This is a genomic window from Arthrobacter sp. Z1-9 (assembly GCF_054792695.1).
Map to the genome: position 1 here is coordinate 117049 of NZ_CP096457.1, position 15918 is coordinate 132966.

Here is a 15918-nt window from a genome sequence, read left to right on the forward strand (position 1 = left end):
AGGGGCCGCTGCTCGGGTTCCTGAAGTTCATCGCAGGTAGAGCCGCACGGTGTCGATCTCATCGCGCAGCAATCGCACATCCTCGACCGTCGGCCGCTCTGTTTCGCGCACGTCGGGCGCAACTGCTATGTCCCAGCCCGTCGATGACTTGACCTCCTGGAGAGACACTCCAGGATGGACTTCGCTCACTTCGAGCTCGCCAAACTTGTGCCTCCGACGAAGCACCGCAAGCGGCGTAATTACCGTGGAAACCCCGAAGCCGGGCGGCACCATGCGCGGGTCCTCCTCTCGTGCCCGCACCGGACTCGGCGAAGTGCAGAAGTCGAGCACCTCCGGAAACGCATTCGGATCGTGGCGACGAAGCACCACGATGCATTCGCCGGCATTCGGCACGATGTCGGCCGCACCACCCGACCCGGGAAGCCGAACTGACGGCCTCCGCCAGTCTCCGATGAAGCTGGTGTTCAGGCTGCCCCAGCGGTCTACCTGGGCCGCTCCCAGAAACCCCACGTCGACGTTGCCGCCCTGGAGTACGTAACCAAAGAGGACAGGCATGCTCACTACCGATTCAGCGCCCGTGACCAGGACGGAATCGGCGATCCCTTCGGCAAGTGCCGCGGGGTGGGCCCCACAGACTCCGGACTCGTAGACCTGTTCGACGTCCGGGTTGACGGTTCGCATCGCGAGGTTGATCGCCAGGGTCGGCAGCCCTACGCCGGCAAACACGCGCCGCTTGCCGATGAGTTGCCTGGCGGCCACGGTTGCCAAAAACTCCGTGCTCGACGTGGAGACATCGGCATAGGCACTTTCCGGGGTGCTAGCCAGCGTGACTTGCCCTGTCATGAGAAGCTCCTCTCAGAGTCGTGGAAAGCCAGATCCGACCACCGCGGGTCTCCGACCTTGGCGAGGTAAGCTGCCCGGTCGGGGACCTCGTGCACCCACTCGATGAGCCATTCGCTCAACGCCTCGCGATCCTTGCTGATGGGTGTCCACTCGCGATAGAAGGCGTTGTCGCGACGGTAGTGACCTTGAGCGTAGGAAGGATGAGCCCCGCCAGGCACCTCGACGACGGCATCTACGGCATGGGCCGGCAGCAGCGTCAGATTGGGCGTCGCCCGGATGATGTCATCGTCGACGATTTCCTCAACCGTCACGATCACCCGCTTAGCTGCGAATGCTGCTTCTTGATTCGCACCCACGATGCCCCACATCTGCACATTTCCTGCCCGGTCGGCGCGCTGCGCGTGGATGATCGTAACGTCGGGCTTCAACGCGGGCACCACATAGACGTCGGGTCCGCCGTACGGGTCTGCGACCTTTCGGATCTGAGGAGTCAGTTTCGGTAGGTCGCTGCCGGCGTACGACTTCAGCGGGAAGAATGGAAGGTTGGCCGCCCCCGCTTGATAACGGCACACCATGCCGTAGTGGCTGTACTCCTCGACATCGAGCGGCGCTGGGTCTTCCAACTCAATCCGTCGGCGAATCTCGTGAAGTGACCCGGCCGATCCACTCGCAAAGAACGAAGCCACGAGTCGTCGAACGCACCCAGCTGCTATCATCTGCTCGTACACCAGATCCGGTGTCATGCGGCAGACAGTGAGATCACGACGACCTTGCCGGATGATCTCGTGAGCGGCAGCGAAGGGGATCAGATGACCCATCCCCTCGAGCGCCAGGGTCATTCCGTCCTGAACGTACGTGGCAACCGCCGTCGGGAGGTCTACGACCTTGGTAAACGCGGTCATCGACGTGCTCATATGTCGGCTCCTAGGGGGTACGGGGTGTTGCTCCTAAGTCCTCATCATGGGGTCGAGCGCGCTGAGAAATCCAATACTTGTTCAGCAAGGGTTTGTTGCCTAAATCAGTATGAATGTGTCGAGTTTAGGCGGTCATGCTTCTAAAGTAGGGTCTTGGAACAACCCAAGAATCAGGTTCCCACTCTCGGTTCGCCAACTGGAAACCAATGCAGTTGCGCTCTGCCTGTCCGCCAGCCGTCGCTCGCCATGAGTCGAGTGCCCCCAGGCACGCGGAATCGCTGTTAGTCGTTGCTCTTTCCGCCCGGCACCCAAGGTGTGGGTAGAGCCTCTTCGGAAGCCCGCAGCACGGCCAACAGAGCGGGATTCTGGTCATCTTTGCGCCATACGAGCCGCTGGTAGGTCGCCCGATCTCCCTCTTTCAGCGCGATCACCGATATGTCTGTTTGAACGACGCCGGCGACGGCGGTGTCATGAGTGATGGTGACCCCCACTCCTGCTGCCACCATCGCGAGAACTGTGTGGGTGTCGGGGCCCGTTTGTACGATCTGCGGTGAGTAGCCGGCGGCCTTGACCATCTGCATCATCGCCTCCCGAGCACTCGACCCCGGATTCGCAGGGAGCACTACAAATGGCTCGCCCTCGAGGTCTGCTATCGACACCCGCTTGCGTCCGGCGAGGCGGTGCGACACCGGCACCACAACCACGTAGTGCTCCACGGCGATCAGCCGGTCGCTCACCCCTTCCGGGCGTGTCTGCCAGCGAGAGAAAACGAGGTCCAGATCGCCGCCCAAGAGCGAGCGGATCCCTTCATGATGGTACGTCGTATTGCGCAAGGAGAGCTCGATGCCCGGGTGGAGCTCGCGGACCAACCGCCCAAGCCTCCCTACCAGCGGGTGTGATGAGGGACCAGCGAAGCCGACCCGCACCAGACCCGTCTCACCTCGTCCTGCCGACCGCACCGCACGTCGCGCAGCTCGAACACCTTCGAGTACGTCCATCGCCGGGCGTACGAGTGCATTCCCTGCGGTAGTCAATTGCACGCTCCGAGTTGTGCGATCGAACAGGCTCGATCCAAGCTCGCGCTCAAGCTGCTTGATCATTCGGCTCAAGGGCGGCTGAGCCATGTGGAGACGATCAGCCGCTCTGGCGAAATGCAACTCGTCCGCGACAGCGAGAAAGGCCTCGAGGTGATGCAGTTCCATCGCTCAATTATTGCGCAGAACTACAACAAGTTGAAGCGATTGCGTGGCAGGCGAGTAAGGAACATCAGGGACAACTACGTACCCTCCGCTCGGCCGGGGTTTCATAGGGGTGGCGTTCGTGCGCGGTATGTTTAAGCGAACGAAGATGCTTCTGAGCTGGGCAACAGTGTTGTTGACGCACTTTTGTACCCAGATTGTCGGAGTTTTCATGTCCCTTGCGGTCCGTCAAGACGGGCAGCAGTTGGTCTCCCATGCCGGGCTGATCGTGGTGACGTCCTTTGTTGACGCATTCCGACCAGCAGGGAAAGCTCATCGGGGAGAAAATCCTGGTGCGCACCGACAGCGCCGGGGCATCCGGAAATTCCTGCACCACCTCCCCCTCATTAGGCGTGCAGTTCGGTGTCTCCTATCCGGTCCCGTTGATGAAAGCCAATGTGTTGCATGGATCAAACTCTAAGCAGTGGTGGTAGCCGTTACCGGACCAAGACGGCAGTGACCGCACCAACGCGTGGGTCGGTGATGCCAACGACGTGGGACTAACTACTACCCGCCGACGTTAGCTGAACCTGTACCTGCGTGCCGAGCCCCCGCAACCCGGTTTCAAGCGACCTTGCTGGACTGTGGACGGGCACAGGGCCCCGGCCTTCATAAGGAACTCTCCGCGTTGGTATGGACAAGCCCTAGACGCCCGGAAACCGGCCCCGGGCCCGGTTTGAAATGGATCAAGACCCTGAAAAACACCGGGCTCGAGAGTGCTGCCGTTCTGCGACGTTCACGCCAGCCTGGCCTGAACCCACATCGACGCTTGCCGATGAACCTGCTCTCCCGACTGCAACTAACGGCCCTGCCAACCGGACACAAAGCCCGGGCTGGGAAGGAAACGGTGTCGGTACCGGCTATTCCCAACCGCCGGGAGATTCATCATCCGGGCCCTGCGGACCCGGATGATGATCGGTGGCAAAGGCCTGCACGCCGGCACAATCATCACATTCCAAATAGCCATTGCCAGCCTGAATACCCGCCTCGGGCAACCGGACCGACGCCTGGCTGAGACGCACCCGGCCGGCCCCTTCAATTGCGAGCACAACCCATTCGAAGACGGGGGAATCGATGCCGGTCCAGTGACAACGGGGCCCACTGCCGCGCCGAAAACCAAAGAATCAACCGGCACGAGAATCAAACAGGAACCTGACGGAACCCCTCCCCATGAAACATCCTGGCTAGAACTCCTCGAGGATGTATGCTCCGGTCAGCGCCGCTTGGCCACCGATGTTGTAAGTGGACTCCACGACCTCGAAGACCGGGAGGATTGACCAGTCGTCACCCGGATCACCGCCAACCAGCTCGAGCACGGCGTCTCCGCTCCAGAACGTCATGTCGTCCGGATCTGCGGGCTCACTGCGTCCCCCAAGCAGAACGTTCGGCTTGGTAGCTTCTTCCCACGGCGGCCGACGGGCGATTGACGTCGAAGCTGTGAAGGGCTTAACCGGGGGGTCGATTCGTCGCTCCATGCTGAACGAGAGCCGAACGAAGTCCCGGCCGTGACGACCTGCCACGATGTTCAGGACATCTCCAGACCACTCCATGCTTGCATCGCCGGTCTGAAGAGGGTGTCCCCACATTTCACGCCCTGCCGCCGTACCGGAGAAGGTCGTCTTCATTCCAGTCAGCCGGTGCAACACAGGCTCTCCACGATATTGAGCAATCATCCCCAGGTAGACGCCGGTGTACGGACCGAACGTGCTTCGTGCGTGGTGAACTGCATATACCGTTGCCAGCGCAGGCCCGTCCGGCATCTCCATCATCGGAGGTAGCAGTGACTCGAGCACGTCGTGATCGGTCCGAAACACGACGAAGACCTCTTCGCCCTTGTCGTAGTGCCACGGTAGATCGTGGTAGGCCCGCCCAATTCGCTTGTGCTTTTCCACTTCGTAACTCGCTCCTTCACTCAGGCAGTCGCCTACATCGGGAAGAACCCACGTCAGGTTCGAAGACTCATCTGCTCAGCATCTGCACGCGCAGCGTCAGTAGCATCGTCGGCATTCTCCGATTCCTGCGCCAGATCATCGAAAATGATCCCGCGATAACCATCCTCTGCAATTTCGCGGGCCTTCCGCCTGTACTGAGGAGCCGGCCCCGGGTATAACAGGAAGTGACGGGGCTTCCCAGGAATATTGGACCCTAGGTACCAAGCGTTTTCCGCCGCAATCGTAGCGCGGTCATCCCCATCACTCGCGGCCTTATTGATGTGATCGGTCCACGCGTCCGCAGCTTCTTCGGTCGCCTCGAAGTAGCGGGCCGCCTGCTCCTCAGTGTAGGCGAGCAGATCGTTGATCCACCGGACCTGAACCGCCGTGGAAGGCGGCACGTTGCCCGATACCACGTGGACACTTCCGGGCATCAGCAGGTTGGGGAACCCTGGCACGAGCATGCCGAGCAACGTTCGCGGCATGTCGCTCCACGCATCAGCCAAAGAGATCCCGTTGCGCCCGCGGATGTTCATCCCGAGAAGCGACCCCGTACCCGCATCGAACCCGGTGGCGAAGACGATGATGTCGAATTGGTGAAGATCGCCAGACCGTGTCTGCACTCCCTTCTCGGTATAGGTGATGATTGGATCAGCGCGCAGGTCATGCAGACTTACGTTGTCGCGGTTGAACGCCTCGTAGAAGCCTGCCACGAAGGGCGGCCGCTTGCCGCCATATCCGTGGTCCTTCGGCAGAAGGAGATCTGCCACCGCCGGGTCGTGAACGATGGACCTGACCTTCTCACTGATAAACGCGGTCCAGAGAGCATTGGCCCGAGGGTCAGTCTCCGTGCCTTTGAAGTTGTCCGAAACCTTGCGAAGGCCCGGCGAGTTCCACAGGTCCTCGTACTTTTTGAGGCGCTCTTCTTCACTGACCTCGAATGCGCTCCTCGGGTCAGGATCGTGCGGAAGGCCCATGTCATCCTTCTGCATCTTCGCGTAGATCTCTGAATAGCTCGCCTTTATCTCGGCCATCTCGTCAGCGGAGATCGGCCGGTTGTTGAGCGGTGTCGACCAGTTCGCGGTGCGCTGGAAGACGGTCAGCGACTCGGCCTCATCAACCAGGAAAGGAACGATCTGCACGCCACTGGAGCCTGTGCCCATCACTGCGACCTTCTTGCCCTTGAAGTCCACGGGAGTCTGCGGCCACCTGCCGGTGTGGTATACCTCGCCCCCGAATAGCTCGCGGTTCGGGATGTCGGGCATGAACGGCGTCGAAAGATTTCCGGTCGCCGCTATGAGGTACTTCGTATGGACTATCTTGCCGGTGCTCATGGTGACCACCCAAATCGCCTGGTCTTCATCGAACACGGCGCTGACGACTCGCGAGCTGAAGTTGATCAATTTGCGCAGATCAAACCTGTCGATTACATGGTTCATGTAACTTTCAATGTCGGGCTGTGCCGCAAACAACTCCGGCCAGTCCCAGTCTTGTAGCAGCTCCTTGTCGAAGAAGTAGCCGTAGGAGTAGCTCTCCGAGTCGAATCGTGCGCCTGGGTACCGATTCCAAAACCATACGCCGCCGACACCCGGCGCCTCTTCGTACATCTCGACGGCAAGGCCCATCTTGTTGAGCCAGTAGAGTTGGTGGATGCCCGTGATTCCGGCACCCACGACGACCGCGTCCAGCACCTTTGGCCGGGTTTTCAATTGATCTACGCTTGACATTGCGTACGTCCCTTCTGCTTCTGTAATCGCCGATCGCGTCGTCCCTGACTTCGTCGATCCAGCCTCCGCGTCCGCTTCTCGTTGAGTGCACCGCCGTCGAGGCCTCACCAGTTTGCACCGGCGGCAGCAGCCTGACAGTTATCGAGCGCTAAGTCAATAGCTTACCTCCGTCGCCCGCGCGCGAAGACGTCGCATCGTCGCCCTCAGCGATGCCTTGGGCGGACCGCCCCGACCGCGGTGCTTCATGCTAATTACTTCGCAAAATCCAAGTCCTACCTCGCGTAGCAGTCCTTCCGCGAAGCAGATCAGCTGACGGGCGGCGGATCTCCCTGCCAGAGGGGTTGGGCAGTCGTACGCCGCGATCGGACTTGATGTCGATTACGAGGGTCCGGGTCTTATCGACCCCCAGGGTGATCAGCCTTCGTCGGCATGAGTCCAGATGCTTGGCGACGCCCGCCGTTGCGTGGTCTAGCCAGTGACGGACGCGACCATGTCCAGGATCAGGCCCTTCTCCTTCTTCGAGGCCTGACGGTAGGCCTGCGCGACTTCCTGATGACCTGACCTCCACCCCAGATGCCCGCTTCTCGGCTCTCGACAGAACCGGCTTGCGATCGCACGTTTCGATTGCAACCGATCTCATAGTGGCCGGAGCCAAGGTGGTGCTGTTGGATTCGGTAATGCTACCGTCTTTGTTCTTTCATTGTATTAATTCCCTTGCGCTTGACAGCTCTTGTGTCGCCTGTCACTATTTCTGCACAGGTAATGCTCTTCCATAGAATGGAAGAGCGAGTCAAGCTAAGAGGGAATGCATGACAACGAGGTCTGTTGACCTAGCGCTCGATAAGGATTAGCGTGTGTCTTGGGCCACAGAGCGACGCGCGCTTGGCGTCCACGCAAAATCAATGACGATATAGCGACTGACAGGGGAAACCATGCCTCACGACTCTGCGATCCGGCTCACGTGCCCCACAGGCCTAATGCGCGCACCGCGGGTAGCCAGGTCTTCCCATAACGCTGCCTGCTTGGGTGTGGCCGAGACACGTGTTGCGGGACTGCACCTTTGGCAGGAAGCATGAAATCGGTGGAGCCGACCAGTACGCCCGCCACCCTGGCGCCTGCCCTCGAGGTTCGCGGGATCAGCAAAACATTCGGTGGTAACCGGGCTTTGATCGATGTGGACCTTAAGGTCCGCTCCGGTGAGATCCATGCGCTGGTGGGTCAGAACGGAAGCGGGAAATCGACGATCGTCAAGATCCTTGGGGGTTATCACGCGCCCGATGCGGGTACCGCCTTGGTTGGAGGCCAACCGTTCACCCTTGGGTCTGCGATTAATGCCGGTCAAGCCGGGCTGCGCTTCGTCCACCAAGATCTGGGGCTGATCGAGGATCTAACAGTGGCCGACAATTTCCACCTCGACTCGGCAAAGGGTGGCTGGGCGCGGAGCCTATCCAGGACTGCCGAAAGAAAGGTGACGGGCGAGGCGCTGAGCAACTTCGGGTACGACATCGATCCGAGTTGCACAGTCGCCAGCCTCACCGCCGCCGAGCGAACGGCGGTAGCGATAGTCAGAGCGATCTCCGGCGACGGTGGCAGTCCTCACCTCCTCATCCTCGACGAGCCGACTGCATCATTGCCTAACGCGGATGCCGAGATCATGTTCGGCGCACTGAGAAGGCTGGCGGCCCGAGGCAGGTCGATCCTCTTCATCTCCCACCACTTCGACGAGATCCTGAATATCGCCGACCGCGTCACGATCCTTCGCGACGGTCGCAATGTGGCGACCCGTGATGTCGCTGGCCTTGATAGCGCAGAACTCGCACGCCTCATGCTCGGCCGCACTCTCGTCGCAGGAGTGACTGACGGTATGGAGTCCGCACGATCGCGAATGTCGGACGCGTCGGTGACGCTTTCAGTTACTGCTCTGCGGACGGGGAGCGTGCGTGGGATCAACTTCACGGTGCGCCGAGGTGAGATCTTGGGGTTTGCCGGGCTGACCGGGTCGGGCCGAGAAGAAGTGGCGCCGGCGCTGGCCGGGCAGATCGACAGACTCGGTGCGGTCGAGGTCAACGGGAGGACAATCGCCCCCGGGAAGGCGCGCGCCGCAATCAGTGCGGGAGTGCAATATCTCCCTTCCGAGCGGCGACGAGATGGTCTCTTCCTGGAAGCCACCGTTCGAGAGAACATCCTCATCTCGGACCTCGACTCAGTAAGCCGATTCAAACGACTGCAACGCAGGCTTGAGCGTGCGGAGGCAGGTCGGTGGGTAAAAGCTCTGGACGTGCGCCCTGCTGAGATCGAGATGAAGGTTAGCGAACTCTCTGGCGGAAACCAGCAAAAGGTGGTCCTGGGGCGGCTGCTGCGGATGAACCCCACCCTTCTGGTCCTTGACGAACCTACTCAAGGGGTGGACCTAGGTGCCAAGCTGGCGATTCATGAGTTGATCGAGAAGGTCGCAGCGGATGGCGTCGCGGTAGTCCTGTGTACCTCCGACGAGGATGAGCTGGCGAATCTGTCGCACCGCGTGATGGTGATGCGGAAGGGCGGGATTGGCGCGGTGCTCGAAGGTGGGGCCATCAGTAGGGAACGCCTTGAGGAAGAACAATTGTCAGTGCCGTCGATCGGCACGCGAAACTCGTCCGGATGGGATAGGTCCGCGTGAAATGAAGAAGTCTATGCTACTGCAAGTCTTGAGCCCCCGGCGCGTGAGCGTGCTCTACCTCTTGGCGGCAATCATCATCACCTTTGGGATCATCAGTCCCAATCTATTCCTCTCGATGCTGACCTTTCAGGCGGTGGCGTCCAGCCAGGCGATCGGGACGATGCTCGCGCTGGCAGCGCTCCTGCCGTTGGTCGTGGGAGAGTTCGATATCACCGTCGGCGTCAACATGGCGCTGGGCGTTGCCATCGTCACTTGGCAGAGCGCTCTGCACCCCGAGGGCAGCCTGCCCGCCATCTGCATCGTGGCCGTCGTCGTCTGCACACTGGCGGGACTGGTCAACGGCGTGCTGGTCGTCAAGTTGAATGTCAGTTCCTTCATCGCAACGCTTGCGATGAGTCAGGTGCTTGCAGCCATCGCGCTCAAAATTTCCAACAACCAGCAGCTGCGCGGCGACTTCAGCGAAGGCTTCTCCAACTTCGGACAGGCCCGGTGGCTGGGGGTACCCGCGCCACTGTACTGCGCCATGGGTATTGCAGTCATCCTGTGGTACTTGCTGGAGAGGACGAAGCTGGGCCGGCACATGTTTGCGACCGGCATGAATCGCGAAGCGGCACGACTGTCAGGCGTACGAACCGATGCCATGGTCTTGGGGTCGTTCGTTGCCTCGGGTTTCATCGCAGGACTCGCCGGCATCGTGTACGCCGCGCAAGTTGGCATATTCGCCAACACCATCGGGATGGCTTTGATCTTCCCGGCATTCGCCGCGATCTTCCTAGGTGCCACTCAGTTCAACCGCAGACCAAACGTCTGGGGCACGATTCTGGCGATCCTGACGTTGGCCATCGGCGCACAGGGCTTGCAACTTACGTTGCTCGAAGGCGGATTCTGGATCACGCCAATGTTCAACGGCATCGCCCTCGTCCTCGCAGTCATCTTCGGTGCTCGACAGATCAAACGCGCGAAGCAGGACCGGCCGACCGCTCCCTCGGACAGGGCAGATGGGGAACCAGCCACGGGCGGTGTCACACAGCGGGCGTCTCGGTCGTGACTCGCGACTGTGAGGACACCTGTCCCGTTCCTTAGTTGAGCGTTCTATCGCCGGACCGCTGCCAGTCTACGCACGTCACCCAAGCAGGCATTAATTGTCGTCAAGAAAGGGCACTACTTTGCTAGATATACGAAAACGTCTCCGTTCGTGTCGACTAGGCGTCCTCGCGTGCCTTGCCGCCCTGATGGTCGTCACCGCGTGTGGCGCAGGATCGCCCGACACAGGGTCGTCGAGCGGCAACACGAAGGACACCGAGGCGGCGAAGGCCGCGGCCGAACGCCTCGAACCTCTGCTGCGTCCTGTCACTGAGATCGCGCTCACTGAGTCTCTGACCGCCACGCCCGCGGCAGGGAAGGTGGCGTACCTGGTGTACCCCGCTAACCCGACCACCATAGGGCTCGTCGAGCCCTTTAATGAAGCAGTGCAGGCGCTGGGCTGGACCCCCAGGGTGATCGGGTTCGAGTCGAGCGATCCTCAGGGGGCGGTCAACGGCATCAGGCAGGCCGTCCAAGCTGGCGCCGACTATATCGTCGAGGTCTTGGGGGATATCCCTGCGATTAAGCCAGGACTCGACGTGGCGAAGGCTGCGGGAGTGCCGGTCGTCCTCTACTCCGGGACTGGCGAGGCGGATGCCGCAACGAACGGAGTCCACGGGATGCTGGGCACGCCTGAGGGTGCGTTGGCGACCCTGCTGCCGCCCATCGACTGGGTGATTGCTGACAGTGAGGGGTCCGCGAGCGTTCTCATGGTCGGTCTTCCCGAGGCCGAGATCGTTAGGGTAAGCACCGAGCTGGCCGTCGGGCACCTGAACGAGACATGCAGCAACTGCACGGTCCAGCAGTTGGGAGTCTCTTTTTCGCAGATGGGAGCAGGCGGCCTGGCAGATCTCGTGGTTGCCGAGCTGCGGAAGCACCCGGACATCAAGTATGTCGTCGCTGCCCTCGCGCCCGCAGCCAACGGTCTGCGTCAGGCACTCGATGCAGCAGGTATGAATGATGTGCAGATCGCGGTGCCCAACATCACGGAGGATCAGCTCGACGGGCTGCGGGATGGTGAGTACACCATCGGCACAATCAACGGTTTGGGCGAAGTCTCTTGGCTGGCTGCGGACATGTTGGCTCGGATCGACCTGGGCATGGAGTTCGATCTTGAGGATTACGCAGCCTCACCCTTCCAGACCTTTGACCGGACGACCATTGGTGACGTGGAGAGCTGGACCGGCACCAAGAACTATGAAGATCAGTACCGCGCCCTGTGGGGCAAGAACTAGCTTCATCGCCACGTTCGCTCAGTTCTCGAACCATGTGGAAGGAAGCTGTGATGGAGGCCCAGTCAACTTTAGGGATGCCCATGCTGATCAACGGACAACTTGTCTCCGGTGAGGCGGCGTTGCTCGATGTTGTTGTTCCCGGCGAAGGGGGCCGTGATCGCCCACGTGCCGGACGCGACCGACTCCCAAGCTGGATGAGGCAGTGAAGGCGGCGCAAGAAGCCTTTCTCGTCTGGCGCCGAGCAGAAGTTGAGCGTCGCCGAGATGTTGGGCGGCTCCTCGGCAAGACCCTTCTGGACCATGTCGACGAGCTGGCAACGCTACTGACGACGGAACAAGGTAAGCACTTGGCTGCGCACCTGCGCCGAAAGTTCCCGCACGTCCTAGTGGTGCGAGGTGCTGGCGAGGCTTGACGTGCGCGGACACAGACCGACGAGACCGACACTCACACGATGATCACGCGACGAGTGCCTCTTGGAGTGGTCGCGGCTATCGTGCCCCCGAACTTCCCTGTGAGCCTGGCCATGGACTTGACCTCAACGCATAAAACGGCTGAAGGGCCGGGTCCAGCGATTCGGCCCTTCAGCGTCCGGGCAGCAGACGTCGTGGTGCCCGTGTCACATTACCGAGGACTTACCCGCCCCCCAAGTGGGGCGAGCAACTCACAACTGGTTCCGTTAGTGAAATGAGGAAGGGCTATGTCAGCTTTGGAAGCAAGGGCTACCGTAACGACGGAGCGCGGCGCTCATCCCGTCTACGGCGGTCCGGTAGTGGACCTGCCCACACGGTTCGGAGTCTTTCGGGCTCAGGCGTGGATCGATGAGGTAACCGGGGTCGAACATCTTGCCGTCAGCTCGCCCGTTCCATCCGTGGAGGGAGCAGCACCCCTTGTAAGGCTGCACTCGGAATGCCTTACCGGTGATGTTTTTGGCTCATACCGTTGCGACTGCGGCGAGCAGCTCGACTATGCATTGGAGGTGATCAGCCGGTGCGGCGGGACGTTGCTGTATCTTCGCGGGCAGGAGGGGCGGGGCATCGGTCTCGCCAACAAGATCAAGGCCTACGCGCTTCAGGAAGCCGGTTTCGACACGGTGGAGGCCAATGAACAACTGGGCCTGCCGGTAGACGCGCGGTGCTACGTCGCTGCTGCTCAGATCTTGATGCAAATGGGCTTGCGGGAGGTGCGGCTCCTCAGCAATAACCCCGACAAACGGAAGCGACTCAACCAGGCCGGGCTTTTCGTCACCGGGATGGTGCCTGCAGAGGTTCCTTTCCGAGATCAGAATATCCATTACCTGCAGACCAAACGAGAGCGGATGGACCACCGATTAAATCTCGGAAGCGAACCCGTTTCACCAGCAGTATTTGCGTCAAACGGAGGGGCCGGGGACCTGCAGTTCAAGGCACAGTAACTAGGGGCAACCGTCTGCGGAATCGTTCCGGGCCCGGTGTCAGCAGGCCGGACGACGCTACCTTTCAGGCTGTCCGCTTTTCATGGCGCAACCTGTTGGACGCGATGCTCATCTTGCATACAGAGTGACTTAAGGCGAACAACAAGACTTGCTGGTGCTGGGGCCCTGTGACATTTTGCGCCGCCCACGTTAGGACCCGTTCAGCCTAAAAGTGGGGAGCCGGTCGCCTTCCGCGCCGGCAAGCCTCCTACGTCGTGTTCAACGCCTGAGCCACGCAGATACTGTAAGTGCACCGCCGGTTTCGCTCAGCGCGAGCCTCAGCTCAAGACCGCCCAGTAATGGGAATCTTTTGGACCACTGCAGGCGCGCGGCGATGCTCCAAACGGTAGAGTGCTGCTGCCTCTCGATAAGCGCGAGGACTTCGCTAGATGTATTGACCACGGAGGTTAGGAACATGCGGCGTGGTTAGGTGACAAAAAGAAGACCTCCGAGTGGAGTGGGGCTTGTCTAGAGTCCGAACCACAAGGAGGTCTTCAATGTCCCATGCTAACGCGCTTCTGACGCCCAAGGGACGGCTCCGGCTGGCCCGGTGCATCGTCGATGACGGGTGGCCGCTGCGCCGTGCTGCTGAGCGGTTCCAGGTGTCGGTGACGACCGCAGCGCGGTGGGCGGCCCGTTACCGGGAGCAGGGGAACACGGGATGGGTGACCGTTCCAGCCGGCCCATCAACTCCCCGCGGCGGACCTCCATGCGGCGGGAACAGCGGATCGTCGCGATCAGGATCAACCGCCGCTGGGGACCGGCACGGATCGGCTATCTGCTGGGCATTCACCCCTCCACCGTGCACCGTGTGCTGTCCAGGTTTGGGCTGGCGAGGCTGTCGTGGCTGGACCGGGCCACGGGCCGGGTGATCCGCCGCTACGAGCACCACAGCCCCGGGGACCTGGTCCACGTCGACATCAAGAAACTTGGCCGGATCCCCGAAGGCGACCGACACCGCAGCGTCGGCAGGGCCCGCCGGTAACCGGAACAAGACCGGCACCGCGGCGAACCGGAGACCGGGTCACGCGTTCCTGCACAACGCCGTCGATGACTACTGGTCAATACAGCTAGACCTTACCAGGGCCAGGGACCTCAACTCACGCGCACGGGCGGTGAGGCCACGAAAGCGGTATTCGTGTGCCGGCAGTACTTCGAAGTCTTCATCCTCTTCGATGCGGTCGAGAGATTCAGGGCAGCTGCGCAACGGATCAGGATCGCCTCGCATTTCAAGCGACACATTGGCTGTTATTCTCGGAAGAACGTGGTCGCCGCTCAAAAATACCTTGCGCCTTTCATCTCGCAGGCAGATGTGGCCGGGAGTGTGCCCGGGGTTTCCACCACCGTCAGATCGCCTCCGGAAATGGGACCGGGTCCCCGTCACCTACAGGTAGATCTGCGCTGGCAAGCCGCTTCAGATGCATCAAGCCATCGACATTCAGCGCCACTTCCTGGACATGGACTACGGGCACGTCCCACACACGCATACGCGAACGATCGGCAGCTGCTTCTTCCCATGCATAATCAAAGGCAGAGATATACCGACGATGATCGCGGCGAGCTGCCCGGAATGCGCGGCAGCAATGTCCGCCAGCTCACCCGCCCATGCTTGGACGGATTCGGGGAAGGCTGATGCCGCTTGCCGGAGGCCGGGGTGCGCGTCGGTGAGCTCATCGCAGATGTGGTTCCCGCGGGCTAACAAAATTGGGAGAGCACCGCCGAGAATTGAGATGTGGGAGGTTTGAGAAGAGCGGTCGGACTGCGGGAGCGGGAGAGGGGAGTGCGTCGTCGAGCCTCGAAGCGATAGACCACGTGCCCCTGGCCCTCGTGGGCCGCCGTCGGCCCTAGAGGCACCGCCGTCTCGCAGGATGGGCCGAACTCATGACCAGGCCCACCGAGCGTTTGAAGCGCGTCGGCAGCTCCTGGATGGGACTGGGACCGCTCGAACTAACGGTGCCGAAAAGTGGGCGGCCGCTTATTCAAGGAAGGCATCCATGACCTCCTTCTGATCATCGGTGGCGAATCGAGATTGGAACACCCGCCGCTGAAGGCGATGGCCTTGCGCGGCCTGTCCAAGGTCCGCCTCGCCGGGCCTCAACACGCCGTCGCCTGCCACAAGTCGCAAACCGCTAACAGAGTTTGCTTAGCCACGCGTCCAGAAATCAGCTAGACCAATCGCCTCGTTGAGTGAGAGCACCGTGTATCCGCCGTCGATTTCGTAATGGCGCCCGTGATGAACGAGGCATCGTCGGAGGGGAGGAAGCGAATGAGCTTGGCGACTTGGTAAGGCCGACCACGGCGTGCCTGGTGGCCATACATCTGATTTGCCGGGCTTGCGACGGCCCCATGCAACCGATGAGAGTTGACGATCACCCCGCTCCCGCTGCGACTATCGCAGGGAGCTGATGGGGATCTGGTAGCGCATGCCGTAGGCGACGCCTTTAAGGTTAGCGTCGACGACCCTGTCCCAGTCATCAAGATCCATCTCGCCCGTCGATGCGGTTCTGCTGCCGACACCTCTGCGTTGTTCACCGCATAGTTCAGGGTCCCGTATGCCTTGAGGGCAAAGTCGGAAACCTTCCTACTGGCGTCGGCTACTGCAGTGTGGCCCTAGACCAACTTTCGCTTCACCGCCGACGGCTCGGATACCCTCGACCACACTTTGCGAAGCATCCAATTCGAAGCCGGCGACGACCACATTGAGTCCGAGTGATCCGAGCTCATTCGATGTTTCCTTACCGATGCCGGAACCGCCACCGGCGACGACCGCTACCTTGCCCCCAAATGCCGTTCGGTACTCCTTCCCGATTGGTTCAGGGGACGGACGGCCGCATATTC

The 15918-nt window shown here is 61.0% G+C and carries 11 protein-coding genes and 2 pseudogenes; 6 read left to right on the forward strand and 7 right to left on the reverse strand.

What is annotated here, in order from left to right:
• Positions 1-27 precede the first annotated feature (27 nt).
• The 5 genes from M1D93_RS20550 to M1D93_RS20570 form a co-directional block, all read right to left on the reverse strand.
• Positions 28-843, reverse strand: coding sequence for a CoA-transferase subunit beta (locus tag M1D93_RS20550; RefSeq protein WP_461175318.1), 816 nt, complete (start codon positions 841-843; stop codon positions 28-30).
• Positions 840-1757: a CoA transferase subunit A gene (locus M1D93_RS20555; RefSeq protein WP_461175319.1), complete on the reverse strand. Its 918-nt coding sequence runs from the start codon at positions 1755-1757 to the stop codon at positions 840-842. Before M1D93_RS20555 ends, M1D93_RS20550 begins: the two co-directional genes overlap by 4 nt.
• A gap of 281 nt (positions 1758-2038) precedes the next feature.
• Complete coding sequence (locus M1D93_RS20560; protein ID WP_461175320.1) at positions 2039-2959, reverse strand: LysR family transcriptional regulator; 921 nt, start codon at positions 2957-2959, stop codon at positions 2039-2041.
• 1220 nt (positions 2960-4179) lie between these two features.
• The gene (locus tag M1D93_RS20565) at positions 4180-4887 is read right to left on the reverse strand and encodes an acetoacetate decarboxylase family protein (RefSeq protein WP_461175321.1); all 708 of its coding nucleotides are present in this window, start codon (positions 4885-4887) and stop codon (positions 4180-4182) included.
• A 53-nt stretch (positions 4888-4940) separates the two neighbouring features.
• Entirely contained in the window at positions 4941-6653 is a 1713-nt protein-coding gene (locus tag M1D93_RS20570; RefSeq protein ID WP_461175322.1) for a flavin-containing monooxygenase, read from the reverse strand.
• A gap of 1072 nt (positions 6654-7725) precedes the next feature.
• Here M1D93_RS20570 and M1D93_RS20575 point away from each other — a divergent pair.
• The 6 genes and pseudogenes from M1D93_RS20575 to M1D93_RS20600 form a co-directional block, all read left to right on the forward strand.
• Positions 7726-9312 carry a sugar ABC transporter ATP-binding protein gene (locus M1D93_RS20575; protein ID WP_461175323.1) on the forward strand — a complete coding sequence of 529 codons (1587 nt, stop codon included), beginning with the start codon at positions 7726-7728 and terminating at the stop codon, positions 9310-9312.
• A 43-nt stretch (positions 9313-9355) separates the two neighbouring features.
• On the forward strand, positions 9356-10360 hold the full coding sequence (locus M1D93_RS20580; protein WP_461175324.1) for an ABC transporter permease: 1005 nt from the start codon (positions 9356-9358) through the stop codon (positions 10358-10360).
• A gap of 184 nt (positions 10361-10544) precedes the next feature.
• On the forward strand, positions 10545-11630 hold the full coding sequence (locus M1D93_RS20585) for a sugar ABC transporter substrate-binding protein (protein ID WP_461175325.1): 1086 nt from the start codon (positions 10545-10547) through the stop codon (positions 11628-11630).
• Between the two features lie 190 nt (positions 11631-11820).
• Positions 11821-12318: pseudogene (locus M1D93_RS20590) on the forward strand (aldehyde dehydrogenase family protein).
• 9 nt (positions 12319-12327) lie between these two features.
• A complete protein-coding gene (gene ribA / locus M1D93_RS20595) occupies positions 12328-13041 on the forward strand; it encodes a GTP cyclohydrolase II (protein WP_461175112.1) in 714 nt (237 codons plus the stop codon).
• 536 nt (positions 13042-13577) lie between these two features.
• Positions 13578-14138 (forward strand): annotated as a pseudogene (locus tag M1D93_RS20600) (helix-turn-helix domain-containing protein); the annotation flags it as partial.
• Here M1D93_RS20600 and M1D93_RS20605 read toward each other — a convergent pair.
• Together M1D93_RS20605 and M1D93_RS20610 are read right to left on the reverse strand one after the other, a co-directional pair.
• Positions 14135-14464, reverse strand: coding sequence for an MBL fold metallo-hydrolase (locus M1D93_RS20605; RefSeq protein WP_461175332.1), 330 nt, complete (start codon positions 14462-14464; stop codon positions 14135-14137). The pseudogene M1D93_RS20600 and the gene M1D93_RS20605 overlap by 4 nt on opposite strands.
• Positions 14465-15661: 1197 nt before the next feature.
• The gene (locus M1D93_RS20610; protein WP_461175333.1) at positions 15662-15916 is read right to left on the reverse strand and encodes an SDR family NAD(P)-dependent oxidoreductase; all 255 of its coding nucleotides are present in this window, start codon (positions 15914-15916) and stop codon (positions 15662-15664) included.
• Between the last annotated feature and the right edge of the window lie 2 nt (positions 15917-15918).